The 26,463-nt window shown below is 71.7% G+C and carries 25 protein-coding genes; 24 read left to right on the top strand and 1 reads right to left on the bottom strand.

Going from position 1 to position 26,463, the window contains the following annotated elements:
* Positions 1-3 precede the first annotated feature (3 nt).
* The 23 genes from hisS (at position 4) to ASG94_RS01255 (ending at position 24,681) form a co-directional block, all read left to right on the top strand.
* Positions 4-1,422 (top strand): histidine--tRNA ligase, encoded by a 1,419-nt coding sequence (gene hisS / locus ASG94_RS01365; RefSeq protein ID WP_056924650.1) that lies wholly within the window; start codon positions 4-6, stop codon positions 1,420-1,422.
* Positions 1,419-3,197, top strand: a complete 1,779-nt coding sequence (gene aspS / locus ASG94_RS01360) for an aspartate--tRNA ligase (RefSeq protein ID WP_056924649.1) — start codon at positions 1,419-1,421, stop codon at positions 3,195-3,197. Before hisS ends, aspS begins: the two co-directional genes overlap by 4 nt.
* A 194-nt stretch (positions 3,198-3,391) precedes the next feature.
* A complete protein-coding gene (locus ASG94_RS01355; protein WP_056924648.1) occupies positions 3,392-4,414 on the top strand; it encodes an ABC transporter permease in 1,023 nt (340 codons plus the stop codon).
* Positions 4,415-4,490: 76 nt separating this feature from the next.
* Positions 4,491-6,251 (top strand): ABC transporter substrate-binding protein, encoded by a 1,761-nt coding sequence (locus tag ASG94_RS01350; RefSeq protein ID WP_056924647.1) that lies wholly within the window; start codon positions 4,491-4,493, stop codon positions 6,249-6,251.
* Positions 6,252-6,409: 158 nt separating this feature from the next.
* The gene (locus ASG94_RS01345) at positions 6,410-7,414 is read left to right on the top strand and encodes an ABC transporter permease (RefSeq protein ID WP_056924646.1); all 1,005 of its coding nucleotides are present in this window, start codon (positions 6,410-6,412) and stop codon (positions 7,412-7,414) included.
* Positions 7,411-8,514 carry an ABC transporter ATP-binding protein gene (locus tag ASG94_RS01340; protein ID WP_056924645.1) on the top strand — a complete coding sequence of 368 codons (1,104 nt, stop codon included), beginning with the start codon at positions 7,411-7,413 and terminating at the stop codon, positions 8,512-8,514. Before ASG94_RS01345 ends, ASG94_RS01340 begins: the two co-directional genes overlap by 4 nt.
* A 206-nt stretch (positions 8,515-8,720) precedes the next feature.
* Positions 8,721-9,839, top strand: coding sequence for a dipeptide ABC transporter ATP-binding protein (locus tag ASG94_RS01335; RefSeq protein WP_235537205.1), 1,119 nt, complete (start codon positions 8,721-8,723; stop codon positions 9,837-9,839).
* Positions 9,836-11,188, top strand: coding sequence for a replication-associated recombination protein A (locus tag ASG94_RS01330; RefSeq protein ID WP_200958053.1), 1,353 nt, complete (start codon positions 9,836-9,838; stop codon positions 11,186-11,188). The genes ASG94_RS01335 and ASG94_RS01330 overlap by 4 nt, the downstream gene beginning before the upstream one ends.
* A gap of 9 nt (positions 11,189-11,197) precedes the next feature.
* Positions 11,198-11,737 carry a hypothetical protein gene (locus ASG94_RS01325; protein ID WP_156411369.1) on the top strand — a complete coding sequence of 180 codons (540 nt, stop codon included), beginning with the start codon at positions 11,198-11,200 and terminating at the stop codon, positions 11,735-11,737.
* Positions 11,737-12,009 carry a DUF6167 family protein gene (locus ASG94_RS01320; RefSeq protein ID WP_056924643.1) on the top strand — a complete coding sequence of 91 codons (273 nt, stop codon included), beginning with the start codon at positions 11,737-11,739 and terminating at the stop codon, positions 12,007-12,009. The genes ASG94_RS01325 and ASG94_RS01320 overlap by 1 nt, the downstream gene beginning before the upstream one ends.
* The gene (gene alaS / locus ASG94_RS01315) at positions 12,009-14,708 is read left to right on the top strand and encodes an alanine--tRNA ligase (RefSeq protein WP_056924642.1); all 2,700 of its coding nucleotides are present in this window, start codon (positions 12,009-12,011) and stop codon (positions 14,706-14,708) included. The genes ASG94_RS01320 and alaS overlap by 1 nt, the downstream gene beginning before the upstream one ends.
* Positions 14,709-14,723: 15 nt before the next feature.
* Complete coding sequence (gene ruvX / locus ASG94_RS01310; RefSeq protein WP_056924641.1) at positions 14,724-15,185, top strand: Holliday junction resolvase RuvX; 462 nt, start codon at positions 14,724-14,726, stop codon at positions 15,183-15,185.
* Positions 15,178-16,362 carry an endolytic transglycosylase MltG gene (gene mltG / locus ASG94_RS01305; RefSeq protein ID WP_056924640.1) on the top strand — a complete coding sequence of 395 codons (1,185 nt, stop codon included), beginning with the start codon at positions 15,178-15,180 and terminating at the stop codon, positions 16,360-16,362. Before ruvX ends, mltG begins: the two co-directional genes overlap by 8 nt.
* Complete coding sequence (locus ASG94_RS01300) at positions 16,362-17,198, top strand: shikimate dehydrogenase (protein ID WP_056924639.1); 837 nt, start codon at positions 16,362-16,364, stop codon at positions 17,196-17,198. The genes mltG and ASG94_RS01300 overlap by 1 nt, the downstream gene beginning before the upstream one ends.
* Positions 17,195-18,001 carry a prepilin peptidase gene (locus tag ASG94_RS01295; RefSeq protein WP_056924638.1) on the top strand — a complete coding sequence of 269 codons (807 nt, stop codon included), beginning with the start codon at positions 17,195-17,197 and terminating at the stop codon, positions 17,999-18,001. Before ASG94_RS01300 ends, ASG94_RS01295 begins: the two co-directional genes overlap by 4 nt.
* 56 nt (positions 18,002-18,057) lie before the next feature.
* Positions 18,058-19,236 (top strand): chorismate synthase, encoded by a 1,179-nt coding sequence (gene aroC / locus ASG94_RS01290; protein WP_056924637.1) that lies wholly within the window; start codon positions 18,058-18,060, stop codon positions 19,234-19,236.
* An 8-nt stretch (positions 19,237-19,244) separates the two neighbouring features.
* Positions 19,245-19,772, top strand: coding sequence for a shikimate kinase (locus ASG94_RS01285; RefSeq protein WP_442938453.1), 528 nt, complete (start codon positions 19,245-19,247; stop codon positions 19,770-19,772).
* Positions 19,769-20,896 (top strand): 3-dehydroquinate synthase, encoded by a 1,128-nt coding sequence (gene aroB, locus ASG94_RS01280; protein ID WP_056924635.1) that lies wholly within the window; start codon positions 19,769-19,771, stop codon positions 20,894-20,896. Before ASG94_RS01285 ends, aroB begins: the two co-directional genes overlap by 4 nt.
* A complete protein-coding gene (locus ASG94_RS01275) occupies positions 20,893-21,336 on the top strand; it encodes a type II 3-dehydroquinate dehydratase (RefSeq protein WP_082624049.1) in 444 nt (147 codons plus the stop codon). Before aroB ends, ASG94_RS01275 begins: the two co-directional genes overlap by 4 nt.
* 121 nt (positions 21,337-21,457) lie before the next feature.
* The gene (efp, locus tag ASG94_RS01270; protein ID WP_056924634.1) at positions 21,458-22,021 is read left to right on the top strand and encodes an elongation factor P; all 564 of its coding nucleotides are present in this window, start codon (positions 21,458-21,460) and stop codon (positions 22,019-22,021) included.
* A 3-nt stretch (positions 22,022-22,024) separates the two neighbouring features.
* Positions 22,025-22,432 carry a transcription antitermination factor NusB gene (nusB, locus tag ASG94_RS01265; protein WP_056924633.1) on the top strand — a complete coding sequence of 136 codons (408 nt, stop codon included), beginning with the start codon at positions 22,025-22,027 and terminating at the stop codon, positions 22,430-22,432.
* A gap of 64 nt (positions 22,433-22,496) precedes the next feature.
* Positions 22,497-23,318, top strand: a complete 822-nt coding sequence (locus tag ASG94_RS01260; RefSeq protein WP_056924632.1) for a DUF1206 domain-containing protein — start codon at positions 22,497-22,499, stop codon at positions 23,316-23,318.
* A 1-nt stretch (position 23,319) separates the two neighbouring features.
* Positions 23,320-24,681, top strand: a complete 1,362-nt coding sequence (locus ASG94_RS01255) for a dihydrolipoyl dehydrogenase family protein (RefSeq protein ID WP_056924631.1) — start codon at positions 23,320-23,322, stop codon at positions 24,679-24,681.
* A 97-nt stretch (positions 24,682-24,778) separates the two neighbouring features.
* On the opposite strand, the gene ASG94_RS01250 is transcribed toward ASG94_RS01255, so the two are convergent.
* Positions 24,779-25,480: a TetR/AcrR family transcriptional regulator gene (locus tag ASG94_RS01250; protein ID WP_056924630.1), complete on the bottom strand. Its 702-nt coding sequence runs from the start codon at positions 25,478-25,480 to the stop codon at positions 24,779-24,781.
* Between the two features lie 208 nt (positions 25,481-25,688).
* Between ASG94_RS01250 and ASG94_RS01245 the strand changes: the two genes are divergently transcribed.
* Positions 25,689-26,456 carry a class I SAM-dependent methyltransferase gene (locus ASG94_RS01245; RefSeq protein WP_056926207.1) on the top strand — a complete coding sequence of 256 codons (768 nt, stop codon included), beginning with the start codon at positions 25,689-25,691 and terminating at the stop codon, positions 26,454-26,456.
* Positions 26,457-26,463: the final 7 nt, after the last annotated feature.

Here is a 26,463-nt window from a genome sequence, read left to right as displayed (position 1 = left end):
ACCATGAGCAAGCCCACGCCCCTCAGCGGGTTCCCCGAGCTGCTGCCTGCGCAGCGCGTCGTCGAGCAGGAGGTCATCGACACCCTGCGCCACACCTTCGAGCTGCACGGCTTCGCCGGCATCGAGACCCGGGCCGTCGAGCCCCTCGACCAGCTGCTGCGCAAGGGCGACACCTCGAAGGAGGTCTACCTGCTGCGCCGGCTCCACGAGGAGTCCGCGGAGGGCCACGCCGGCCTGGGCCTGCACTTCGACCTGACCGTGCCGTTCGCCCGCTACGTCCTGGAGAACGCCGGCAAGCTGGACTTCCCGTTCCGCCGCTGGCAGATCCAGCGCGCCTGGCGGGGCGAGCGTCCGCAGGAGGGCCGGTTCCGGGAGTTCACCCAGGCCGACATCGACATCGTGGGACGGGACTCGCTGGCCTTCCACCACGACATCGAGGTGACCCGGGTGATGGTCGACGCCCTCACGCGCCTCGACTTCCTGCCGGCCTTCCGCCTCCAGGTCAACAACCGCAAGCTCATCCAGGGCTTCTACGCCGGTCTCGGCATCCACGCCTCCGACGGCCAGGGCGACGAGGTGATGCGCCTGGTCGACAAGCTCGACAAGCTGCCCGTCGACAAGGTCCGCGACCTGCTGCTGCAGGACGCCGGTCTGTCGGTGGAGAACGCCGACCGCGTCCTCGAGCTCGCCACCATCCGCTCCGACGACGACGGCTTCGTGGGCGCCGTGCGCGCCCTCGGCGTCGAGCACGAGCTGCTCGACGAGGGCCTCGCCGAGCTGTCGGAGCTGGTCCGCGGCTGCGCCGACCTGGTCTCCGACCGGGTCCGGGTCACCGCCGACCTGTCGATCGCCCGCGGGCTCGACTACTACACCGGCACCGTCTTCGAGACCCGTCTCGACGGCTACGAGTCGATGGGCTCGATCTGCTCCGGCGGGCGGTACGACGCGCTCGCCAGCGACGGCCGTACGACGTACCCGGGCGTCGGCATCTCGCTCGGGGTGAGCCGGGTCGTCGTACCCCTGCTCGCGCGCACCGGCCTGACCGCCTCCCGCTCGGTGCCCAGCGCCGTGCTGGTCGCCGTCGCCGACGAGGGCTCGCGCCCCGCGAGCAGCGCCGTGGCCGCCGACCTGCGCCGCCGCGACGTCGCGTGCGAGGTCGCCCCGGACGCCGCGAAGTTCGGCAAGCAGATCCGCTACGCCGAGCGCCGCGGCATCCCGTTCGTCTGGTTCGTCCAGACGGCCCCCGACGGAGGCGTCACGCACCAGGTCAAGGACATCCGCTCCGGTGAGCAGGTCGAGGCCGACCCCGCCACCTGGACCCCGCCGGAGGCAGACCTCCGGCCCGGCATCAGCCCCCCGGGTTTCGAGGCTCGCTCCGCTCGCACCTCAACCACCGACAACAACACCGAGGAGAACCAGTGATCCGCACCCATGACGCCGGCGCCCTGCGCGCCGAGCACGTCGGCCAGACCGTCACCCTCGCCGGGTGGGTGGCCCGGCGCCGTGACCACGGGGGAGTGGCCTTCCTGGACCTCCGCGAGGCGAGCGGGGTCGTGCAGGTCGTCGTCCGCGACGAGGCCGTGGCCCACTCGCTGCGCAGCGAGTACTGCCTGAAGGTCGTCGGCGAGGTCGTGGCCCGCAAGGCCGGCAACGAGAACCCCCAGCTGGCGACGGGCGACATCGAGGTCGTCGCGACCGACATCGAGGTCCTGAGCGCCGCCGCACCGCTGCCCTTCCCGATCGACGACCACGTCGACGTGGGGGAGGAGGCCCGGCTCAAGCACCGCTACCTCGACCTGCGGCGCAGCGGTCCCAACGAGGCCCTGCGCCTGCGCTCGAAGATCAACAAGGCCGCGCGCGACGTGCTGGACGCCCACGCGTTCGTCGAGGTCGAGACGCCCACGCTGACCCGGTCGACGCCCGAGGGCGCCCGCGACTTCCTGGTGCCCGCGCGCCTGCAGCCCGGCAGCTGGTACGCCCTGCCGCAGAGCCCGCAGCTGTTCAAGCAGCTGCTGATGGTCGCCGGCATGGAGCGCTACTACCAGATCGCGCGCTGCTACCGCGACGAGGACTTCCGCGCCGACCGGCAGCCGGAGTTCACCCAGCTCGACATCGAGATGAGCTTCGTGGACCAGGACGACGTCATCGCGCTCATGGAGGACGTGCTGGCCGCGATGTGGCGCCTCATCGACGTCGAGATCCCGCGCCCGCTGCCCCGCATGACGTACGCCGACGCCATGCGCCGCTTCGGCTCCGACAAGCCCGACCTGCGCATGGGCCTCGAGCTCGTCGAGTGCACCGAATACTTCAAGGACACCCCGTTCCGGGTCTTCCAGGCGCCGTACGTCGGCGCGGTGGTCATGCCCGGTGGCGCCGGCCAGCCCCGCAAGAAGCTCGACGCGTGGCAGGACTGGGCCAAGCAGCGCGGCGCCAAGGGGCTGGCCTACGTGCTGGTCCAGGAGGACGGCGAGCTCACCGGCCCGGTGTCGAAGAACATCACCGACGAGGAGAAGGCCGGCCTGGCCGCCCACGTCGGCGCCGAGCCGGGGGACTGCATCTTCTTCGCCGCCGGTCCCGCCAAGTCCAGCCGGGCCCTGCTGGGTGCCGCGCGCCTCGAGATCGGTCGCCGCGGCGGCCTGATCGACGAGTCCGCGTTCGCGTTCACCTGGGTCGTCGACGCCCCGATGTTCGAGCCCAGCTCGGACGCCGTCGAGAGCGGCGACGTCGCCGTCGGTGCCGGGGCCTGGACGGCCGTGCACCACGCCTTCACCGGCCCCAAGCCGGAGTTCGCCGACACCTTCGACACCGACCCCGGCAGCGCCCTGGCCTATGCCTACGACATCGTCTGCAACGGCAACGAGCTGGGCGGTGGCTCGATCCGGATCCACCGCGAGGACGTCCAGAAGCGCGTCTTCGCGGTGATGGGGCTCACCGAGGACGAGGCGCAGGAGAAGTTCGGGTTCCTCCTCGACGCCTTCAAGTTCGGCGCCCCGCCGCACGGCGGCATCGCGGTGGGCATGGACCGCATCTGCGCGCTCCTCGCGGGCACCGACTCGATCCGCGACGTCATCGCGTTCCCCAAGTCCGGAGGCGGCTACGACCCCCTCACCGCGGCCCCTGCGCCCATCTCGCCCGCACAGCGCAAGGAGGCCGGTGTGGACGCCGAGCCGGCGGAGGATGTGTCGTCCCCGGCCTGATCCGGGAGTGATTCTGCGGCGATCCGGACACGGTGGTCGTGTCCGGATCGTTACGCGTCAGTGATCGCCTGTGCGGTACGCGTCACATAGAGTCCCGTCTCGGCAAGCCCCCCGACGACCTGTCAGGGCAGCCCGGACACCACCGAGAGACCCCCCCGAGAACCCCCCCAGCATCCCGGCCAGATAGGGAGAGCATGTCGCAGCCGACTGCACCCGAGACCTTGGGCTCGTTGACCGACGAGACCCCGGTCGACCCGAACAGCAAGGCCTCGCAGGAGATCGCCGGCAAGTCGCCGCTGCGGATCGCCGCCGGCCGACTCCTGAAGGACAAGATCGCGATGGCCTGCGCCTTCGTCATCCTGTTCTTCATCCTGATCGCGATCTTCGCCGGGGTGATCAGCGACTTCTTCGGGGTCAACACGGACACGCAGTCCCCGAGCCAGTTCCTCGACGTGCTCAACGGCGGCATGCCCAAGCCGGAGTACGGCCCGCCCAACGGTGGGTTCACGATGGACCACCCGTTCGGCATCGCGCCCCGCTCGGCCGACGACAACCTGGCCTACTGGCTCTACGGCGCTCGCACGTCGCTGATGATCGCCACCGGTGCGACGCTGTTCGCCACGATCGTCGGCATCGTCGTCGGCCTCCTCGCCGGCTTCCTCGGCGGCGTCGTCGACCGCGTCCTGTCGTTCTTCGTGGACACCTTCCTCACGGTCCCGTTCATCCTCGCCGCGCTGACCATCGCGCCGATCCTCAACGAGCGGTTCAACGACAGCGACAACTACCCCACGATCCAGAAGTTCAGCCTGGTCGCCGTCCTGGCGCTCTTCGGCTGGATGGGCATGGCCCGCCTGATCCGTGGCGAGGTGCTGTCGCTGCGCGAGCGCGAGTTCGTGCAGGCGGCCCGGGTGCTCGGCATGCCGACCTCGCGCATCCTGTTCAAGGAGCTCATGCCCAACCTCGCGGCGCCGATCATCATCAGCGTCTCGCTCATGCTGCCGGCCTTCGTGGCCGCCGAGGCCGGCCTGGCCTTCCTCGGCATCGGTGTCACCGACGGCGCCTCGTGGGGTCGGACCATCAGCTTCGCGACCACCTACTTCGAGCAGTACCCGCTCTACCTGTGGGAGCCCCTGATCGGCGTCGTGCTGCTGGTCCTCTCCCTCAACCTCCTCGGCGACGCCATCCGCGACGCCCTGGACCCCAAGACTCGTCGCTGACCACTCGGTCTCGACGCGGAACGCTGCCGACAGCACCTGCCGCCGGCACGATCACAGATAAGAAAGGCTGGACAGCATGAAGCGGAACAAGCCGCTCGCGCTCGTGGCCGGCGTTGCTCTCCTCTCCCTTGCTGCCTGTGGCGGCGGGGGCGACGACAGCAGCTCCTCCGGCTCGGGTAGTGACAGGAGCTTCGGCGAGCAGACCGGGGGCACCAAGGACGCCAAGCGTCAGGGCCCCGCGGCCGAGGTCGACGGAGCCACCGCTGGTGGGACCGTCACGGTCTACCTCCCCGGTGACCCCGGCCCCAACTCGCTGGACCCGACCGACGGCTGGTCCGTCACCGGCAACTCGATCCAGCAGGCCCTCACCCACCGCTCGCTCACGCAGTACGTGCGTGACAGCGAGACCGGTGACCCGGTCCTGGTCCCCGACCTGGCGACCGACCTGGGCACGGCCAACGAGGACTACACCGAGTGGACGTTCACGATCCGTGACGACGCCACGTGGGAGGACGGCAAGCCCGTCACCGCGGAGGAGGTCGCCTTCGGCATGCAGCGCTCGCTCGACGCCGACACCTTCCCCTCGGGCCCCGGCACCGAGTACTCCAAGCAGTACTTCCTGGACGGGGACTCCTACGGCGGTCCCTACACCGACAAGGGCAAGAAGTACGACGGCATCACCGTCAACGGCCAGGACGTGACCATCAAGATGGCCACCCCCTTCCCGGACATGGACTACTGGGGCGCCTTCATGGCGATGGGCCCGGCCCCGCTCGGCAACGCCTCCAAGCCGCCGAACTACGGCCAGGACCCGCTGTCCAACGGTCCCTACATGATCGAGGACTTCCAGCCCAACCAGGAGCTCACCCTCGTCAAGAACGAGCAGTGGGACCCGAACTCCGACCCGGGCCGTCACCAGTACGTCGACAAGTGGGTCTTCAAGTTCAACCAGGACCAGGCCAAGGTCGACCAGATCATGCTGTCGGACAACACCGACTCGCAGACCGCGATCTCGACCGCGCTGGGCTCGGACAAGTACACCGAGGCCAACGACGCCCTGGGTGACCGCCTGGTGCAGCAGACGTCGCAGTGTGTCTCCACGCTGACGCCGGACTACACCAAGATCACCGACATCAACGTGCGCAAGGCCCTTGCCTACGCCTACCCGTACGAGGACGTGTGGTTCGCGACCGGCGAGGTTCCCGGCGTCACCCGCATCCCGGCCAACTCCGTCATGCCCCCCGGCATGGCCGGCAAGAAGGACTTCCAGGTCGACGGTGAGCAGATCACCTACAACCCGGAGAAGGCCAAGGAGCTGCTCGCCGAGGCCGGCGAAGAGGGCTACGAGATCACGATGGTCTACTACGAGGTCGACCCGCTCGCCGTGGCCGGTCAGAAGCAGATCACCAAGGGCTTCGAGGAGGCCGGCTTCAAGGTCAAGGCGATCCCGGTCCAGGTCTCGCCGTACGACATCTGGCTCGACCCCGACAACAAGACGAACAAGCAGCTCAACCTGCGTGGCGTCAACTGGTGCTCGGACTGGCCCGCCGGTTCGACGATGCTCCCGCCGCTCCTCAAGACCGACGCCGTGTACAACACCGCGCAGTTCTCCGAGGACGCGATCGACCAGAAGATGAAGGACATCGCCACCTTGCCGCTCGACGAGCAGGGCGACGCCTGGGGTGCGCTGGACGAGGAGATCATGACGGACTACTTCCCGATCATCCCCACCGCGTTCCGCAACGACCTGTTCGTCTTCGGGTCCAAGATCGGCAACCCGACCGGCGACGGTGCCCTCGGTGCCCCGAACTACAAGGACGTCTTCGTGATGCAGTGAGCCTTGCGCCCACGCACCATCAGATGAACCCTGTAGTGCCAGCACCACTGCTTCACGCAACGCTGTTCGACACATAGCAAGAACTGACGGGTGGGGGTCCCAGACCGGGGCCCCCACTCGGCAGCCCAGACACTTCCACCACCCCCGGAGAGGCTGAGATGTTCGCCTATCTCGTCAAGCGGTTGATCTCAGGTGCGCTCGTCCTCACCTTGGTCTCGATGGCCATCTTCCTGCTGTTCTGGTACGGGCCCTCGAGCCCGGCGCAGACCATCTGTGACCGTGAGACCAGCAACCGGTGCGGCAACCGCATCGAGATCTACGAGCGGACCCTCGGCTTCGACAACCCCGTCCACGAGGAGTACCTCAAGTGGGCCAAGGGCGTCTTCGTCGGTCGTGACATCCAGATCGCGTCCACCACCTACGAGTGCGACGCTCCCTGCCTCGGCGTCTCCTACCTGACCAAGCAGCCGGTCTCCGAGGAGCTCGTCGAGCGCCTGCCCGCCACCGTCTCGGTGGCCATCGGCGGCGCCTTCCTCTACCTCCTGTTCGGCATCCCCATCGGTGTGGCGGCCGCGCGAAGACGCGGCAGCGTCGCCGACAAGGCGCTGGTGTCGAGCTTCCTGTTCCTCAGCTCCATCCCGTACTACCTCTTCGCGCTGCTGACCTGGCTCTACCTCACCGTGCTGTGGGAGGCGCCGTTCGTCAGTGACACCGGCTACTTCCCGATCACCGAGAACCCCGCCAAGTGGTTCGGTGGCATGTTCCTGGCCTGGGTGGCGCTCGGCATCTTCGGATGCACGCAGTACACCCGGTACTCGCGCGGGTCCATGGTCGAGGCGCTCAGCGAGGACTACATCCGTACGGCGCGGGCCAAGGGCCTGCCGGAGCGCACCGTGGTCTACAAGCACGGCCTCCGTGCGGCCCTGGTGCCCGTCGTGACGATCTTCGGCATCGACTTCGGCACCCTGCTCGCGGGCACGATCTTCACCGAACGTATCTTCGACATCAACGGCATCGGCTTCTGGAGCCTCCAGGCGGTCCAGGCAAAGGACCTCCCCGTGGTGGCTGCCACCGCCCTGTTCAGTGCCGTACTCCTGATCATCTCCAACTTGATCGTCGACGTGATCTACAGCGTCCTCGACCCGAGGGTGAGGCTTTCGTGACCACGACCCCTTCCGAGACCCACGTCGGGCAGCGCGAGCGCCCGCAGTCCGACGGCCCGATCCTCGTGGTCGAGGACCTCTCCGTGACGTTCCCGACCCAGGACGGGCCGGTGACGGCCGTCAAGGGACTCAGCTACTCCGTCGAGATGGGCAAGACCCTCGGCATCGTGGGTGAGTCCGGCTCGGGCAAGTCGGTCTCCAGCCTCGCCGTCCTCGGCCTGCACGACGCCAAGGCGAGCAAGATCACCGGCTCCATCCGCGTCGCCGGCACTGAGGTCGTCGGCCTGTCCGAGGCCCGCATGCGCAAGCTGCGCGGTAACTCGGTGTCGATGATCTTCCAGGACGCCCTCGCCGCGCTGCACCCGTTCTACAAGATCGGCAACCAGCTCTCCGAGGCCTACCTCGTGCACCACCCGAGCGCCTCCAAGCGCGACGCGCGCCGCAAGGCCATCGAGATGCTCGACCGTGTCGGCATCCCGCAGCCGGACCGTCGCGTCGACGACTTCCCGCACCAGTTCTCGGGCGGTATGCGCCAGCGGGCGATGATCGCCATGGGCCTGATCAACGACCCGTCGCTGCTCATCGCCGACGAGCCGACGACCGCCCTCGACGTCACCGTCCAGGCGCAGATCCTCGACCTGCTGCAGGACCTCCAGCGGGAGTTCAACTCCGCCGTCGTGATCATCACCCACGACCTCGGCGTCATCGCCGAGACGGCCGACGACGTGCTGGTCATGTACGCCGGTCGCGCGGTGGAGTACGGCACGGTGAAGCAGATCCTGACCAAGCCCGAGATGCCCTACACGTGGGGGCTGCTCTCCAGCATCCCGGACGTGGCGGCCAGCACCGACGCGCGGCTCATCCCCATCCCGGGCAACCCGCCGAGCCTGCTCAGCCCGCCGTCCGGGTGCTCCTTCCACCCGCGCTGCGCGCACGTGGACAAGGTCCCCGGTGGCCTGTGCGCCACGGAGCTCCCCGCCCTCACCGCCGCGTCCGGGGCCAACCACCTCAAGCGCTGCCACCTGCCCAACCCCGAGCTGATCTACCGGACCGAGATCCTCCCGGAGATCGCGCCCGACCTGGTCGAGGAGATCCGATGACCCAGGACCCCAACGTCCGCGCCGAGATCGAGCCCACCGAGCTGGGTGCGGACGCGGCCGAGAGCGGCGAGCGTGACCTGCGCACCGACGAGCACGCCGACGCCTACAGCGACAACGAGGTGCTCGTCCCGGGTGCCTTCGAGGGCCACGTCGCCAGCCGGCTCGACCCGGACGCGCCCGCGGTGCTCGAGGTCGAGGACCTCAAGATGTACTTCCCGGTGAAGTCGTCGGGACTCGTGCGCCGCACCATCGGCCACGTCCAGGCCGTCGACGGCGTCTCGTTCCAGGTGCCCAAGGGCGGCTCCCTGGGCCTCGTGGGGGAGTCGGGCTGCGGCAAGTCGACCACCGGTCGCCTCATCACGCGCCTCTACACGCCCACCGCCGGGTCGATGATGTTCGAGGGCCAGGACCTCGCCAAGCTGTCCAGTCGCGCCATGAAGCCGCTGCGCCGTGACGTGCAGATGATCTTCCAGGACCCCTACACCTCGCTCAACCCGCGGCACACCGTCGGCGCGATCGTGGGGGCGCCGCTCCAGGTCCACGGCATCGTGCCGAAGAACAAGGTCCTCTCCCGCGTCCAGGAGCTGCTCGAGGTCGTCGGCCTCAACCCGGAGCACTACAACCGCTACCCCAACGAGTTCTCCGGCGGCCAGCGCCAGCGCATCGGCATCGCCCGCGCCCTGACGCTCAACCCCAAGCTGCTCGTGGCCGACGAGCCCGTGTCCGCGCTCGACGTGTCGATCCAGGCGCAGGTCATCAACCTTCTGCAGGACCTGCAGAAGGAGTTCGACATCGCGTTCCTCTTCATCGCCCACGACCTCGCGGTGGTGCGCCACTTCTGTCCCGAGGTCGCGGTGATGTACCTCGGCAAGATCGTCGAGATCGCCGACCGCGAGACCCTGTACGCCGCGCCGTTCCACCCCTACACGCAGGCGCTGCTGTCGGCGGTGCCGGACGTCAAGCAGGCCGCCATCGGCGGTCGTCGCGAGCGCATCCGCCTCGAGGGCGACGTTCCGAGCCCGATCAACCCGCCGTCCGGGTGCCGGTTCCGCACCCGGTGCCCGCTGGCCCAGGAGATCTGCGCCAAGGTCGAGCCGCCTCTGCTCCAGGTCGGCCCGCGCCACAAGGTCGCCTGCCACTTCGCCGGCGAGCTCGGTCAGCACCCGGCCACGCCGGTCACCGCGGGCCTGCTCGGCGTCGACGACCAGGGCAGCCCGTCGTCCACCGGTCCCGAGGCCGTCCAGGTCCCGACCGGTCCCGGCTACGAGAAGGACTGGTTCGACGTCAAGACCCGCCGGATGACCTCGCAGGCGGGCCCCGCCTGACGGTGGAGGGCCTCTTCGACATTCCCGGGTCCGGGGGACCACCCCCGGGCACGGGATCTCTGTCGGCCAACACGCACTCGTCTGCGCCGCTGGCGGTGCGGATGCGTCCGCGCACCCTCGACGAGCTCGTCGGGCAGTCGCAGCTGCGGGCTTCCGGCTCGCCGCTGCGCCAGCTCATCGAGGGCGACCGGTCGATGTCGCTGCTCCTGTGGGGCCCGCCCGGCACCGGCAAGACGACGATCGCCTCCATCGTCAGCCAGCAGACGCAGCGCCGCTTCGTCGAGGTGTCGGCGGTGGCCGCCGGCGTCAAGGAGGTCCGCGCCGCCATCGACAGCGCCCGCGCCGAGCTGGCCCGGGGCGGGCAGGAGACGGTGCTGTTCGTCGACGAGGTGCACCGCTTCACCAAGGCCCAGCAGGACGCCCTCCTGCCCGGGGTGGAGAACCGCTGGGTGACGCTGGTGGCCGCCACCACCGAGAACCCTTTCTTCTCCGTCATCTCCCCGCTGCTCTCCCGCAGCCTGCTGCTGCGCCTCGAGTCGCTCACCGACGACGACGTCTCCGCGGTGGTCGACCACGCGCTGGCCGACGAGCGCGGCCTGGCCGGCGACTACACGCTCGACGACGACGCCCGGGCGCACCTCGTCCGGCTTGCCGGGGGAGACGCCCGTCGCGTGCTCACCTACCTGGAGGCCGCGGCCGGCGCTGCCGCCGAGACGCACATCGACCTGGCCACCGCCGAGACCGCGGTCGACCAGGCCGCGGTGCGCTACGACCGCCAGGGCGACCAGCACTACGACGTCATCAGCGCCTTCATCAAGTCCATCCGCGGCTCCGACGCGGACGCCGCGCTGCACTACCTCGCCCGGATGATGGAGGCAGGGGAGGACCCGCGCTTCATCGCCCGCCGCCTGGTCATCTCGGCGAGCGAGGACATCGGCCTGGCCGACCCCACGGCGCTCACCACCGCCGTGGCGGCTGCCCAGGCGGTGCAGCTCATCGGGATGCCCGAGGCACGGCTCAACCTGGCGCAGGCCACGATCGCGCTCGCCGTGGCGCCCAAGTCCAACGCCGTCACCATGGCGATCGACGCCGCCAGCGCGGACGTGCGGGCCGGGCGGATCGGGCAGGTCCCCCCGCACCTGCGCGACGCCCACTACGCCGGCGCGCAGAAGATCGGGCACGGCAAGACCTACGTCTATCCCCACGACGAGCCCTTCGGCGTCGCCGAGCAGCAGTACGCCCCGGAGGTCGTCGAGGACGCGACCTACTACCGCCCGACGGCGCTGGGCGCGGAGGCCGCGGTCAAGGAGCGGTGGGAGCGGATCCGGCGCCTCGTGCGCGGACGATAGGGTCGCCGGGTGAGCTCCGAGCAGATCTGGCCGGCAGCAGGAGGCGCCGTGGCGCTGCTCCTGCTCGTCGTCGTGCTCGCCCTCGCCCTCGCCGTACGACGCTCCGGCCGGCGGCAGGACGCGCTGGCCGATCGCGTCGCCGCCCTCGAGGCCGCGCTCGCCGAGCGGGGCGAGCGCGCCGCGGCGCGCGAGCCGCACCCGGCCGAGCCGGCGGCGTCGTACGTCATCACCGGCATCACCGACCCCGACGACGACCGCGACGGGGGCTTCGACGACCGGCGCCCCGACGCCGTGCCGGGGCGCATCGACCGGGCGGTCTTCGCCGACATCGTGGCCCGCGAGGGCGTCATCAAGGCGGCCGGCCTCGCCCACGGGCTGCGGCGCGCGATGGCCCCCGAGGCGCGCAACCGCATCCGCTTCGAGGTGCGGCGCGAGGTCAAGCGGTCGCGCAGGCAGCGGCGCAGCGACCTCAAGGCGGCGCTGCGCGACCTGCAGGCACGCGAGCGAGCCCGGATGGCCGGGGCACGCGACGAGGGGGACGCTGCCTGATGGCCAGGACGTTCTGGTTCGTCGCCGGAGCGGGAGCAGGTGCCTATGCCCTCACCCGCGCCCGCAGGGTGGCCGAGTCCCTCACCGCCGACGGCCTCCGGGACCGCCTCAGCGGTCTGGCGGTCGGCGCGCGGATGTTCCGCGACGAGGTCGCGGCGGGACAGGCCGAGAAGGAGACCGAGCTGCGCGAGCGCCTGGGCCTGGTGCCCCACGGCATCCCCGAGCTGACGGGTGCTCGCACCACCACGACCGACACAGAGGAAGACACCTGATGGACACGTCCGAGATCCGCCGCCGCTTCGTCTCGCACTTCGAGGCGGCAGGGCACACGGCCGTGCCGTCCGCGAGCCTCCTCGCCGACGACCCCAACCTGCTCTTCGTGCCGGCCGGGATGGTGCCCTTCAAGCCCTACTTCCTGGGCCAGGAGACGCCGCCGTACACCCGCGCGACCAGCGTGCAGAAGTGCGTGCGCACGCCCGACATCGAGGACGTCGGCAAGACCACCCGGCACGGCACGTTCTTCGAGATGTGCGGCAACTTCTCCTTCGGCGACTACTTCAAGGAAGGTGCCATCGAGCTGGCGTGGGACCTGGTCACCAAGTCCGTTGCCGACGGCGGCTTCGGCCTCGAGGCGGACCGGCTGTGGCCGAGCATCCTCCAGGGCGACGACGAGGCCCTCGAGCTGTGGATGAAGGTCACCGGCCTGCCGTCCAGCCGGATCGTCAAGCTCGGCCCACGCGAGAACTACTGGTCGATGGGCGTCCCCGGCCCCGGCGGCCCGTGCTCGGAGATCCTCTACGACCGCGGCGACGAGTACGGGCCCGACGGCGAGTTCGCGACGACCACGCGCCTGTCGATGCCCGAGAAGCTCGAGGACCGCTACCTGGAGATCTGGAACCTCGTCTTCATGCAGGACGAGCTCTCCGCGGTGCGGTCCAAGGAGGACTTCGACATCGCGGGCTCGCTGCCGAAGAAGAACATCGACACCGGCATGGGCCTCGAGCGGGTCGCCTACCTGCTCCAGGGCAAGGCCAACATGTACGAGATCGACGTGATGTTCCCCGTGATCGAGCGCGCGATGGAGCTCTCCGGCAAGCGCTACGGCGTCGACCACGACGACGACGTCCGCTTCCGGGTGGTCGCCGACCATGTCCGCTCCTCGATGATGCTCATCGGCGACGGTGTGACCCCGGGCAACGAGGGCCGCGGCTACGTCCTGCGCCGGCTGCTGCGCCGGGCCGTGCGCTCGATGCGCCTCCTCGGGTACGACGACCCGGCGCTGCCCGAGCTGATGCCGGTCAGCCGCGACAAGATGGCCGAGACCTACGGCGACCTGACCCGCGACTGGGAGCGGATCGCGCGGGTGGCCTACGGCGAGGAGGAGACGTTCCGCAAGACCCTCCAGGCCGGCACCCAGATCTTCGACCTCGCGGCCGGCGAGGTGAAGCAGACCGGAGGCACCACCCTGTCCGGGGAGCGCGCCTTCGCCCTCCACGACACCTACGGCTTCCCGATCGACCTGACCCTGGAGATGGCCTCCGAGCAGGGTCTGTCCGTCGACGAGGTCGGCTTCCGGGGCCTGATGGCCGAGCAGCGCGAGCGCGCCAAGGCCGACGCCCGCGCGAAGAAGGGCGGGCACACCGACACCGGCCTCTACCGGGGCATCCTCGACGCGCACGGCCCCACCGAGTGGTTGGCCTACGAGACCCTCGAGACCGAGTCGCGGGCCCTGGCCGTGCTGAGCGGCGCCTCCGCCGTGCCCGCGCTCGCCGAGGGCGAGGTCGGCGAGCTGGTCCTGGACCGCACCCCGTTCTACGCCGAGTCCGGTGGCCAGGTGGCCGACGCCGGCACCATCGACTTCGACGGCGGCCGCCTCGAGGTCCTCGACGTGCAGCGCCCGGTGCGCGGCCTGGTCGTGCACCAGGTGCGGGTGGTGGAGGGCGAGCTCCACCCCGACGCCCTGCTCCACGCCCGCGTCGACCCCGAGTGGCGCACCGGTGCCCGCCAGGCGCACTCCGGCACGCACGTGGTGCACGCCGCGCTGCGCGAGGTGCTCGGCCCCACGGCGCTCCAGTCGGGCTCGTACAACCGGCCCGGCTACCTGCGCCTGGACTTCGGGTGGACCCAGGCGCTGAGCCCTGAGCAGGTCCGCGACATCGAGCAGGTCTCGCAGCAGGCGCTGCGGGCCGACCTGCCGGTGGGCTGGCAGTACATGACCCTGGAGCAGGCCAAGGAGTGGGGCGCGATCGCGCTCTTCGGCGAGACCTACGACAACACCAAGGTGCGGGTCGTGGAGATCGGCGGCCCCTGGTCGCGCGAGCTCTGCGGCGGCACGCACGTCGAGCACTCCTCGCAGATCGGCACCGTCGTTGTGACCGGTGAGGCGAGCGTCGGCTCCGGCAACCGCCGCATCGAGGCGCTGACCGGGGTGGAGGGCTTCGCCTACCTCGCCCGCGAGCGCGACGTGGTCGCGCAGCTCACCGGGCTGCTGAAGACCCAGCCCGACGACCTCGTCGGTCGGGTCCAGGACCTCACCGAGCGGCTGCGCGCCGCGGAGAAGGAGCTGGACCGCGCCCGCACCTCCCAGCTGCTCGCCGGCGGCGGCCAGCTGGCCGCGCAGGCGGTCGACGTCGACGGCGTGGCCGTCGTCGTGCACCGGGCCGAGGGCATCGGCGGCGGCGACGTCCGCACCCTGGCCCTCGACGTGCGCGGGCGGCTCGAGCGCGCCGGGGCCGTGGTGGTCGCCGGAGTCGTCGACGGCAAGGTGGCGCTGGTCGCCGCGGTCAACGACGCCGGGCGCGAGCGCGGGGTCAGCGCCAACGAGCTGGTCCGCACCGTGGGCGGCCTCATCGGCGGTCGCGGCGGTGGCAAGGACGACGTCGCCCAGGGCGGTGGGTCCGACGCGACCCGCCTCGACGAGGCCCTCGGCCTGGTCCCGGGCGAGGTCGCCCGGATGGCCGGCCAGGGCTAGAGGCGGGAGAGGGACGTGCGCACCGGCGTGAGGGTCGGCATCGACCCCGGGGACGCCCGGATCGGGGTCGCGCGCAGCGACCCCTCCGGCTTCCTGGCCACGCCCGTGGAGACCGTCCGCCGCGGGCGGGGCGACCTGTCCCGGCTGCGCCGGATCATCGCCGAGGAGGAGGCCGTCGAGGTCGTCGTGGGGCTGCCCCGGTCGCTCTCCGGCGGCGAGGGCCCGGCGGCGGCTAAGGTCCGCGACTTCGCGGCGCGGCTGGCGCGGCAGATTGATCCCGTGCCCGTGAGGCTGTGTGATGAGCGCTTGACCACGGTGTCGGCGGAGTCCATGCTCCGCGACCGGGGTCGCAAGGGAGCAGCACGGCGTGCCGTGGTGGACCAGGCGGCTGCCGTCCTGATCCTCCAGCACGCCTTGGACACCGAACGGGCCAGTGGCAACGCGCCCGGAGAGATCGTCGAGGTCAGCGATGAATGACGAGCAGCAGTACTCCGACGAGGTCGTCGAGACCGAGGAGGCCGACGAGGCCCTCGAGACCGACGAGACGGTCCCCTACGAGGGGGGCCGGCGCCGCAAGAAGCGCGGCGTCTCCGGCTGCCTCGCCGTCATCGTCGCGCTCGCGGTGCTCGTCGGCGGGTTCTACGTCGCCGTCACCCGCGGCGTCGACTGGGTCTCCGACCAGTTCTCCTCCGCCGAGGACTACCCGGGCCCGGGCCGGGGCTCGGTGACCTTCGAGGTCGAGGAGGGCGACACCACCGCCGAGATGGGCCGCAACCTCAAGGCCAAGAACGTCGTCGCGTCCGTGCAGGCGTTCCTCGACGCGGCCGCTGCCGACCCCGACTCCGCCGGCATCCAGGTGGGCTTCTACGAGCTGAAGAAGGAGATGAAGGCCGACGACGCGCTCGAGGTCCTCCTCGACCCGGGCAACCAGGTCAAGAGCACAGTCACGGTGCCCGAGGGCATGCGTGTCGAGGACGTCGTCACGCTGCTCGGCGAGGAGACCGACTTCGGGGCCGCGAAGTGGCGCAAGGCCCTGACCCAGGACATCGGGCTGCCCGACTACGCCGGCGGCAACCCGGAGGGCTACCTGTTCCCCGCGACGTACGAGATCGGTCCGAAGGACAAGCCCAAGGACGTCCTCACCGCCATGGTCGCCCGGTGGCGCCAGGCCGCCGACGACGCGGGCCTGGAGGAGGCCGCCGCCGAGCTGGGCAAGACGCCGGCCGAGCTGATGGTCATCGCCTCGCTCGTCGAGGCCGAGGGTCGCGGCGACGACATGCCCAAGATCGCGCGGGTCATCTTCAACCGCCTCGACGGTCCGGGCGACAAGGCCGGCACCAACGGGCTGCTGCAGATCGACGCCAGCGTCAACTACGGACTCGACCAGGAGCTGGGGGTGGCGCTGACCACCGAGCAGCTCCAGCAGGACACGCCGTACAACACCTACACCCGGGCCGGACTGCCCCCGACGCCGATCGAGGCCCCGGGCGACGACGCCATCGCGGCAGCGGCCGACCCGGAGCCGGGGGACTGGTACTACTACGTGACGGTCGACCTCGCGACCGGCGAGACCAAGTTCGCCGAGACCTACGACGAGTTCCTCACCTACAAGGACGAGTACACGGAGTACTGCACCACCTCCGACGCCTGCTGATGGGGGTGCTGGAGGGCCGGGCGCGCCGGTGCGGCGTGCTGGGCGACCCGATCGCCCACTCGCTGTCGCCGACGCTGCACCGGGCCGGCTACGCCGAGCTGGGACTGGACTGGGAGTACGACGCGCACCGCGTCGCCTCCGGCGGGCTCGCGGACTTCGTGGCCGGCCTGGGGCCGCAGTGGCGCGGGCTGTCGCTCACCATGCCGCTCAAGCGTGAGGCCGTCGCGCTGGTCGACGACCTCACCGAGCGGGCCCGCCTCGCGGGCGCGGTCAACACCGTCCTGCTCGAGGACGGCCGCCTGCTCGGCGACAACACCGACGTACCGGGAGCCATCGCCGCGATCCGCCAGCGCACCGGCGCCCACCTCGCCTCCGCCGCGATCCTGGGCGGGGGGGCCACGGCGACCTCCGTCGGCCTGGCCCTGGCCGACCTGGGGGTGCGGTCGCTGGCGCTGCTGGTCCGCGACCCGGCGCGGGCGGCGGAGACGCGCGAGGCGCTCGCCGGCCACCCCGGCCGGCCCGACGTGGTGGTCGGGCTGCTCGACGACCCCGCCCCCCTCGAGGTCGACCTGGTGGCCTCGACCGTCCCGGCCGACGCCCAGGACCACCGACTGGTGGCGCGGTGCCGAGACGCCGGCGTCGTCTTCGACGTGCTCTACCACCCGTGGCCCACGCCGCTGGCCGCGTCGGCGGGCGATCGGGTCCTGGTCAGCGGTCTCGACCTGCTCATCCACCAGGCCGCGGTGCAGTTCGAGCTGTTCACCGGCCAGCCCGCCCCGGTGGCCGCCATGCGGGCGGCCGGGGAGCGGGCGCTCGCCGAGCGGGCGGTCCCGTGAGCGACGTCCTGCTCGCGGCCGTCGTCGCGGGCGTCCTGTCCGGCGCCCTCGGGCTGCTGGTGCCCCGGTTGGTCGCCGCGATCCCGGAGCCGGCTCCGCGCGATGACCCCGGACCCGAGCCCGTGGACGCCGGGCTCGAGGACGCCGGGTCCGAGGACGCCGGGTCCGAGGACGCCCGGCCCGAGCCGGCACGCCCGGTGGCCGAGGACCCCAAGCCGCTGTACGCCGACCTCGCGGCCCGGCCGCACCTGGCCGTGACGGCGGCGCTCGTGTCACTGGTCTCCGGCGCGGTGATCGGCGCGGCGACGGGGTGGGACTGGCCGCTGGTGTGGCTGGTGCCCCTCGTGCCGGTCACCGTGGCCCTGTCCTGGATCGACTGGCACACCCGGCTGCTGCCCCGGGTCGTCGTGCTCCCGGCCACCCTGGCCGCGGTCGTCGCCGTGGTCGCGGTCGGGCTGGCGACGGGGGAGCGGGACGCCCTGGTGCGGGCGCTGGTGGCGATGGTCGCCGTCCGCTCGTTCTTCTGGCTGCTGTGGTTCGTGCGGTCGGCGGGCATGGGGTTCGGCGACGTCCGCCTGGCCGCCCTGGTGGGCCTCGTCCTCGGCTGGGTCGGGTGGGGGACGGTGGCCATCGGGGTGTGGGTGGGCTTCGTGGGCTTCGCGGTCCCCGGCCTGCTGCTCGCCGTCGTACGCCGCGACCGGGCGCTGCTGCGCCAGGCGTTCCCCTTCGGCCCCTTCATGGCCGGGGGCGCGCTCGTCGGCCTGGTCTGGGGCCCCGCGCTGGCCGGCGTCCTCTGGGGCTGATCTCGCCGCCCGAGGACGGGCGTCGGCGCCGTCGTACCGCGTGAAAGACTGACCGCATGCTGCGTTGGCTCACCGCGGGCGAGTCCCACGGCCCCTCCCTGGTCGCCATCCTCGAGGGGATGCCCGCCCATGTCCGTGTCACCTCCGACGACATCTCCGACGCCCTGGCGCGACGCCGGCTGGGCTACGGCCGGGGCGCGCGGATGAAGTTCGAGGCCGACGAGGTCACCGTCGTCGGCGGCGTCCGCCACGGCGAGACCCAGGGTGGGCCGGTCGCCATCCAGGTCGGCAACACCGAGTGGCCCAAGTGGGACAAGGTCATGTCGGCCGACCCGGTCGACCCCCTCGAGCTGGACGCCCTGGCCCGCAACGCGGCCCTCACCCGGCCCCGTCCCGGCCACGCCGACCTCGTCGGCATGCAGAAGTACGACTTCGACGAGGCCCGGCCCATCCTCGAGCGCGCGTCCGCGCGCGAGACCGCCGCCCGGGTCGCCCTGGGTCGCGTCGCCACCCACTTCCTGCACCAGGCGGTCGGCGCCGAGGTGGTCAGCCACGTCGTCGAGCTCGGTGGCGTGGCCGCGCCGGCGGGATCGGTGCCCGGGCCCGGTGACCAGGAGCGGCTCGACGCCGACCCGGTGCGCTGCCTGGACCCCGAGGCCAGCGCGGCGATGGTCGCCCGCATCGACCAGGCCCACAAGGACGGCGACACCCTCGGCGGCGTCGTCGAGGTCGTCGTCCACGGCCTGCCGCCGGGCCTGGGCTCGCACGTCCACTGGGACCGGCGCCTCGACGCGCGGCTGGCCGGTGCCCTCATGGGCATCCAGGCCATCAAGGGCGTCGAGGTCGGCGACGGCTTCGACCTCGCCGCCACGCCGGGGTCGCTGGCCCACGACGAGATCGTCCCCACCCCCGACGGGCTCCGCCGCACCACGGGGCGCTCCGGCGGCACCGAGGGCGGGATGACCACTGGCGAGGTGCTGCGCGTGCGGGCCGCGATGAAGCCGATCGCGACCGTGCCGCGCGCCCTGCGCACCGTCGACGTCGCGACCGGCGAGGAGGCGGTGGCCCACCACCAGCGCTCCGACGTCTGCGCCGTGCCCGCCGCCGGGATCGTCGCCGAGGCGATGGTCGCCCTGGTGCTCGCCGACGCCGTGCTGGAGAAGTTCGGCGGGGACTCCGTGCGCGAGACCCGGCGCAACGCCGAGAGCTACCTGGACACGCTGAGGTTCCGATGACCCACCCCGTGAGCGAGCCCGTGTCCGAGCCCGCCACCGGTCCCCGGGTCGTGCTCGTCGGGCCGATGGGAGCGGGCAAGTCCACCGTCGCGGCCCTGCTGGGCGAGGCCTGGGGGCTCGAGGTCCGCGACACCGACACCGACATCGAGGCGATCTCCGGCCGCACCATCGCCGACATCTTCGTCGAGTCCGGTGAGAAGCACTTCCGCGCCCTCGAGGCGATCGCGGTCGCCGACGCCCTCGCCACACACGACGGCGTCCTCGCCCTGGGCGGCGGGGCCGTGCTGGACCCGGCCACCCGGTCGATGCTGACCGGCCACCGGGTCGTCTTCCTCCGGGTGGGCCTCTCCGAGGCCGTCAAGCGCGTCGGGCTCGGGGTCGGCCGGCCGCTGCTGCTGGGCAACGTGCGCTCGCGCATCAAGACGCTGCTCGACGAGCGCACCCCCGTCTACGAGTCGGTGGCCACCCTGGTCGTCGACACCGACGACCGCACCCCCGACGAGGTCGCGGCCCGGATCACGGAGGCCCTGTCATGACCACGAGCGACACCGTCCTGCACGTCGGCGGCGCCTCGACGCGCCGTCCTGAGCCCGCCGAAGGGTACGACGTGGTGGTGGGCCACGGCCTCGCCGACCGGCTGCCGGAGGTGCTGGGCACGTCCGTCCAGCGGGTCGCGGTCCTGTACGCCGGACAGCTCGGCGAGCTCGTGCAGCCCGTCGTCGACGCGCTCGTCGACCACTACGACGTGCTCGCCCTGGGCCTGCCCGAGGGCGAGGCGGCCAAGACCGCTCCGGTCGCCTCCGACTGCTGGGAGGCCCTGGGGGAGGCGGGCTTCACCCGCTCGGACGCCGTGGTGACCTTCGGCGGTGGCGCGACCACCGACCTGGGCGGCTTCGTGGCCGCGACCTGGCTGCGCGGCGTACGCGTCGTGCACGTGCCCACCACCGTGCTCGGCATGGTGGACGCGGCCGTCGGGGGCAAGACCGGCATCAACACCGGCGCCGGCAAGAACCTCGTCGGCTCCTTCCACGAGCCCGCCGGGGTGCTGTGCGACCTGGACCTGCTGGCGTCGCTGCCCGCCGAGGAGCTGGCGTCCGGCCTGGGGGAGGTCGTCAAGTGCGGCTTCATCGCCGACCCGGCGATCCTCGAGCTCGTGGAGACCACCGACCCCGCCGACCTGACCGCGGGCTCGGCGGTGCTGCGCGAGCTCGTCGAGCGCGCCATCCGGGTCAAGATCGACGTCGTCGTCGACGACCTGCGCGAGACCGGCGGCCGCGACGGCCACCCCGGCCGCGAGGTCCTCAACTACGGGCACACGCTCGCGCACGCGATCGAGCGGGCCAGCGGGTACGCCGTCCGGCACGGCGAGGCCGTGTCCATCGGGAGCGTGTACGTCGCCGAGCTGGCCGCCCGGGCGGGGTCCCTCGACCCTGCCCTGGTCGAGCGGCACCGTGCCGTCTTCGGCCGCGTCGGGCTGCCCACGGGCTACGCCGGCGCCTCCTTCGACGAGCTGCACGCGGCGATGAAGGTCGACAAGAAGTCCCGCGGCGACCAGCTGCGCTTCGTGGTGCTCGACGACCTGGCCGTGCCGCGGATCCTGGCGGGCCCCTCGGAGGAGCACCTGCGTGCCGCGTGGACCGCCATCGGCGGCGACCGGTGACGTCGGCGCGCACCGTGCTGGTGCTCAACGGCCCCAACCTCGGACGCCTCGGCCGCCGCCAGCCGGAGATCTACGGGCGCACCACCCACGACGAGCTCGCCGCGCAGTGCGAGGCGTGGGGCCGCGAGCTCGGGCTCGCCGTCGAGGTGCGCCAGACCAACCACGAGGGCGAGCTGCTCGACTGGCTCAACGCCGCCGCCGACGAGGGCCACGCCGTGGTCCTCAACGCCGGCGCCTGGACGCACTACTCGCTCGCACTGTGGGACGCGTGCGCCCAGCTGACGGCGCCACTGGTCGAGGTGCACATCTCCGACCCGAAGCAACGGCCCGAGGAGTTCCGGCACCACTCGGTCGTGGAGCCGCACGCGGTGGCCACGATCGCGGGACAGGGAGTCGACGGCTACCGGCAGGCGCTCGAGCTCGTCGTCCGTCCCGCCTGAGCGCCACGAGCCGGTTCGTGGATTCGCCGACGCGTCGATAGACTTCGCGGTCGGCGCCGACGCGCGCCGTACTCCCGTTTGACAACAGACAACCGATGGCGAAGGCAGGCCGGACCCCACCATGGCAACCACCAACGACCTCAAGAACGGCATGGTCCTCAACATCGAGGGCCAGCTCTGGACCGTCATCGAGTTCCAGCACGTCAAGCCCGGGAAGGGCCCGGCCTTCGTGCGGACCAAGCTCAAGAACGTCGAGTCCAACAAGACGGTCGACAAGACCTTCAACGCCGGCACCAAGGTCGAGACGGCCAACGTCGACAAGCGGACCATGCAGTACCTCTACAACGACGGCACGTCCTACGTCTTCATGGACACCTCGACGTACGACCAGATCGAGATCGCGCCCGAGATCGTCGGCGCCGCCAAGAACTTCATGCTGGAGAACCAGGACGCCATCGTGGCGACCAACGAGGGCCGCGTGCTCTTCGTCGAGCTCCCCGCCTCCGTCGAGCTGCTGATCAGCCACACCGACCCGGGCCTCCAGGGCGACCGCTCGACCGGTGGCACCAAGCCCGCCACCCTCGAGACCGGCCACGAGATCCAGGTGCCGCTCTTCATCACCAGCGGCGAGAAGGTCAAGGTCGACACCCGCGACTCGTCGTACCTCGGCCGCGTCAAGGGCTGACGCGTGTCAGCTCGCGGCAAGGCACGCAAGCGCGCCCTGGACGTCCTGTACGCCGCCGAGATGCGCGGTGAGCGGCCGGTCGAGGCCCTCGAGCGCACCATCGAGGCGGGCGACGGCCCGACCAACGACTACACGTCGGTCCTCGTCCACGGCGTCGCCGAGCACCAGGCGCGCATCGACGAGCTCCTCGGCACCTACGCCCAGGGGTGGACCCTCACCCGGATGCCGGCGGTGGACCGCAACGTCCTGCGCCTCGGTGTCTACGAGCTGCTGTACGTCGAGGACGTGCCCGACGGCGTGGCGGTCTCCGAGGCGATGAACCTCGTCCGCGAGCTGTCGACCGACGACTCCCCGAGCTTCGTCAACGGTCTCCTCGGCAGCATCGTGCGGGACAAGGCCGACCTCGTCTGATCCGCCCGCGCGGCGCCTCCCCAGGGTGAGGCGCCGCAGCGGTGGCGGCCCTAGGGTGTCCCGCATGGGAGAGGTCGCCGACAAGGCACAGCACGCAGGTCAGCAGGCGCACCACAGCGAGTGGCTGGACCACGCGATCCGGGCGGGACTGGTCGCCTACGGCATCGTCCACCTGATGGTCGCCTGGCTCGCGGTCCAGCTGGCGCTGGGGGACAAGTCGGAGAACGCGTCCAACTCGGGTGCGCTGCACGCGCTCGCCGAGCAGCCGATGGGCGGCGTCCTCATCTGGATGATCGCCGTCGGCATGATCCTGCTGGTGGTGTGGCGCCTCCTGGAGTTCGCGATGGGCTACCAGGACGAGACCGACGACGCCAAGCGGTGGCGCAAGCGGGCCGGCTCGCTCGGCAAGGCGATCCTGTACGGCGTCCTGGCCTGGAGCGCGATCAAGGTCGCGGTGGGCGAGGGGTCGAAGGGCGGCACCGACTCCACCACCTCCAAGCTCATGCAGCTGCCGGGCGGGCAGCTCATCGTGGGCGCCGTCGGGCTCGCGATCATCGCCTACGGCGGCCTGCTGGTCTACCGCGGCTGGAGCGAGAAGTTCACCGAGCACCTCGACGCCCAGGGCCAGTCCGGCAAGGACGGCTCGGCGTACGTCATGTTCGGCAAGGTCGGCTACATCGCCAAGGGCATCGCCATCGCGATCGTGGGCGGCCTGTTCGGCTACGCCGCGATCACCCACGACGCGAAGGAGTCGGGTGGCCTCGACCAGGCCCTGCAGACCGTGCTGGCGCAGCCTTTCGGACAGGTGCTGCTGATCGCGATCGCGATCGGCATCGCCTGCTACGGGCTGTTCTGCTTCGCCCGCGCCAAGCACCTGTCGCGCTGACGTGGGGACCCGCGTCGCCTGTGACGTCATCGTTCTCGGGCTCGGCCCCGGTGGGCAGGAGCTGGCCACCGGGCTCGCGGAGGCGGGCCTCGACACGGTCGGCGTCGAGATGCACCTCGTGGGCGGGGAGTGCCCGTTCTACGGGTGCACCCCCACCAAGATGATGATCCGGGCGGCCGACCACGTCGCCATGGTGCACCGCGCCGACCACCTCGCCGGCCCGGCCACCGTCGCGCCCGACTGGTCGCGCCCCGCGGGCCGCATCACCGACGAGGCCACGAAGGGCTGGACCGACGACGCCAACGCCAAGGCCGTCCAGGAGGCCGGGGTCCGGCTCGTGCGCGGCCACGGCCGGCTGGTGGCGCCCGGCGTGGTCGAGGTCGAGGGCGTGGAGTACGAGGCGTCGCGGGGCGTGGTGCTCAACACCGGCACCGAGCCCCTGGTCCTGCCGATCGACGGGCTGGCGGACACGCCGTACTGGACCAACCGCGACATCGTGCAGCTCACCGAGCTGCCCCGCAGCCTGGCCGTGCTCGGCGGCGGCCCGATCGGGTGCGAGATGGCGCAGGCGCTGGCCCGCTTCGGGGTCGAGGTGACGGTCATCGAGTCCGCCGACCGGCTCGCGGCGGTCGAGGAGCCCGAGTCCAGCGCGCTGATCACCCGCCTCTTCGAGGCCGAGGGGATCACCGTGCACACCGGGGTCGAGGTCGACCGGGTCGAGCACGACGGCGACTTCGTGCTGACCGCCGGCGACCTGGTGGTGCGGGCCGAGCGGCTGCTCGTCGCTGCCGGACGCAGCAACAACATCCGCGACGTGGGCCTCGAGACCGTGGGGCTGGACCCGGACGCGGACACGGTCGAGACCGATGAGCGGATGCGTGCCGGCGACCGGCTGTGGGCCATCGGCGACATCACCGGCCACGGTCGCTACACCCACGTCTCGAGCTACCAGGCCGAGGTGGCGAAGGCCGACATCCTCGGTCAGGACGGGCCGGTGGCCGACTACCGGGCGGTGAGCCGGGTGACGTTCACCGACCCCGAGATCGGCTCGGTCGGGCTGACCGAGGAGCAGGCCCGCGAGCAGGGGCTGGACGTCCGTACCGGCTTCGCGGACCTCAGCGGCTCGGCCCGCGGCTGGCTGGACGCGGAGGGCAACGAGGGGCACGTCAAGCTGGTCGCCGACGCCGGGTCGGGACTGATCGTCGGCGCGACCGCCATGGGGCGCACCGGGGGAGACCTGGTCGCGATGCTGGCGCTGGCCGTCCACGCGAAGGTCCCGCCGTCCGTCGTACGCCGGATGCACTTCGCCTTCCCGACCTACCACGGGTCGGTGATGACGGCCCTGGACGACCTGGGGTTGTGAGGCCCGGCCCCCCGGCGCTGCACTTCCACGCCCGTGCGTGGAAGTGCAGGGGAGGATCCGCGACCGGGCACGAAGATCCACGCAGGTGCGTGGATCTTCAGGACCGGCGGGTCGAGGCCGAGAGGGCGGTCGCGACGAGGAAGTCGCGCACCTGCTCCGGCGACACCGCGCCGACCGTCGGGATCCCCGGCGCGGACTCGCCGACCAGGATGCCGACCCGGGCCAGCTGGAGGCCGCCGAGCGCGCTGGCGTAGAGCTGGTTGGCCAGCAGGTTGGTGTCCTCTACCTCGAAGTCGCCGGCAGCGACCCCGTCGTCGATGACGCTGGACAGGACCGAGAGGCAGCCGGAGATGCTCCGGCCGAGGCGGAAGAGCGCGCTCTCGCTGATCTCGTCGAGCAGCTCGGGGCCGGTACGCCGCATCAGCGTCTGCGCGCAGTCGACGAACGCGGGGTGGGCCAGGCCGTAGTCGACGAAGGCTGTGACGAGGGCGGTCAGCCGGGCCGCCGGATCCCCGTCGTGGCCGGCGCCCTCGGCCAGGGCGTCGCGCAGCTCGTCCAGGTAGCCGGTCAGGGTGAGCGCGAAGAGCTCCTCCTTGCCGGTGAAGTGCCGGTAGACGATCGCCCGGTTGATGCCCACCGCCCGCGCGATGTCCTCGATCTGGGCGTCCCGCACCCCACGCTCGTCGAAGAGGGCCCGGGTCGCGTCGAGGATCTCGCGCTCGCGCTGCCGGCGACGGGCCGCTGCCGCGGAGCGGCGCCCGTCGACCCGGGGTGCCTGCTCGCTGGACGTGGACGCCATGGGAGAAGTGTAGGGCGCGTGCAAACGGGAGTTGCACGACTGTGACGCCCTCCGCGGCGGGTCCCGACGGGGTCCCGGGCCCCGAGCCCGCTGTAACGCGCCGTGACAGTGACTCCACACCCCACCGGTGGGGTGTGGAGGTTGGTGGACGGCGCGTTACAGCGACAGAGCGGGGTCCGGGGACGGCCCGTCGGGGGAGACTGTGCAGGTGTCCGAGGACCGCACCACGGAGATCGCCTGGAACCGGAGGCTCTGGGCGATCGTCAACGAGCGCTTCACCGACGGCGCGGCCGAGGGCATGTGGCGCCGGCCGGAGATGGTGTGGGGCCTGTTCTCCGCACCCGAGCGAGAGCTCGGGGTGCTCGGTGACGTGCGCGGCCTGGACGTCCTGGACCTCGCGTGCGGGACGGCGTACGTCGCCGCCTGGCTCGCGCGCGCAGGAGCCCGGCCGGTCGCCCTGGACTTCTCGGGTGAGCAGCTCGCCACCGCCCGGCGCCTCCAGGCCCGGCTGGGTCCCGGCTTCCCCCTCGTGCAGGGCGACGCCGAGCGGGTCCCCCTGGCCGACGGGCGCTTCGACCTCGTCGTGAGCGAGCACGGGGCGGCCGCCTGGTGCGACCCCGAGCGGTGGCTGCCCGAGGCCGCGAGGGTCCTGCGGCCGGGTGGGCGCCTGGTGTTCCTGACCAACAGCACCCTGTCGACGCTCTGCGTCCCGGCGGACGGCGGGGTGGCGGGGGACCGGCTGCTGCGCGGCCAGCGCGAGGCCCACCGCGTGGAGTGGCCCGGAGGCGGTTTCGAGTTCCATCCCTCGCACGGGGAGTGGGTCCGGCTGCTCCGCGGTGCGGGCTTCGTCGTCGAGGCCCTGCACGAGATGTACGCACCGGCGGACGGCCTCGACCACCCGTTCTACGAGATCGTGTCGCAGGAGTGGGCGACCCGGTGGCCGGCCGAGGAGCTGTGGGTGGCGACCCGCCGGTGACGCCGCG

Source organism: Nocardioides sp. Soil805 (genome assembly GCF_001429625.1).
Classification (GTDB): Bacteria; Actinomycetota; Actinomycetes; order Propionibacteriales; family Nocardioidaceae; genus Nocardioides.
Note: the sequence above shows the minus strand (reverse complement) of the source record. Positions and strands in the feature narration are given on the sequence as shown.

What these genes read in the sequence shown, in the direction of transcription:
- ASG94_RS01350 (WP_056924647.1), top strand. Translation starts at nt 4,491, where the DNA reads ATGAAGCGGAACAAGCCGCTCGCGCTCGTGGCCGGCGTTGCTCTCCTC.
- ASG94_RS01260 (WP_056924632.1), top strand. Translation starts at nt 22,497, where the DNA reads ATGGGAGAGGTCGCCGACAAGGCACAGCACGCAGGTCAGCAGGCGCAC.
- mltG (WP_056924640.1), top strand. Translation starts at nt 15,178, where the DNA reads ATGAATGACGAGCAGCAGTACTCCGACGAGGTCGTCGAGACCGAGGAG.
- ASG94_RS01345 (WP_056924646.1), top strand. Translation starts at nt 6,410, where the DNA reads ATGTTCGCCTATCTCGTCAAGCGGTTGATCTCAGGTGCGCTCGTCCTC.
- ASG94_RS01320 (WP_056924643.1), top strand. Translation starts at nt 11,737, where the DNA reads ATGGCCAGGACGTTCTGGTTCGTCGCCGGAGCGGGAGCAGGTGCCTAT.
- hisS (WP_056924650.1), top strand. Translation starts at nt 4, where the DNA reads ATGAGCAAGCCCACGCCCCTCAGCGGGTTCCCCGAGCTGCTGCCTGCG.
- efp (WP_056924634.1), top strand. Translation starts at nt 21,458, where the DNA reads ATGGCAACCACCAACGACCTCAAGAACGGCATGGTCCTCAACATCGAG.
- ASG94_RS01335 (WP_235537205.1), top strand. Translation starts at nt 8,721, where the DNA reads ATGTACTTCCCGGTGAAGTCGTCGGGACTCGTGCGCCGCACCATCGGC.
- ASG94_RS01355 (WP_056924648.1), top strand. Translation starts at nt 3,392, where the DNA reads ATGTCGCAGCCGACTGCACCCGAGACCTTGGGCTCGTTGACCGACGAG.
- ASG94_RS01300 (WP_056924639.1), top strand. Translation starts at nt 16,362, where the DNA reads ATGGGGGTGCTGGAGGGCCGGGCGCGCCGGTGCGGCGTGCTGGGCGAC.
- ASG94_RS01250 (WP_056924630.1), bottom strand. Translation starts at nt 25,480, where the DNA reads ATGGCGTCCACGTCCAGCGAGCAGGCACCCCGGGTCGACGGGCGCCGC.
- aroC (WP_056924637.1), top strand. Translation starts at nt 18,058, where the DNA reads ATGCTGCGTTGGCTCACCGCGGGCGAGTCCCACGGCCCCTCCCTGGTC.
- aroB (WP_056924635.1), top strand. Translation starts at nt 19,769, where the DNA reads ATGACCACGAGCGACACCGTCCTGCACGTCGGCGGCGCCTCGACGCGC.
- alaS (WP_056924642.1), top strand. Translation starts at nt 12,009, where the DNA reads ATGGACACGTCCGAGATCCGCCGCCGCTTCGTCTCGCACTTCGAGGCG.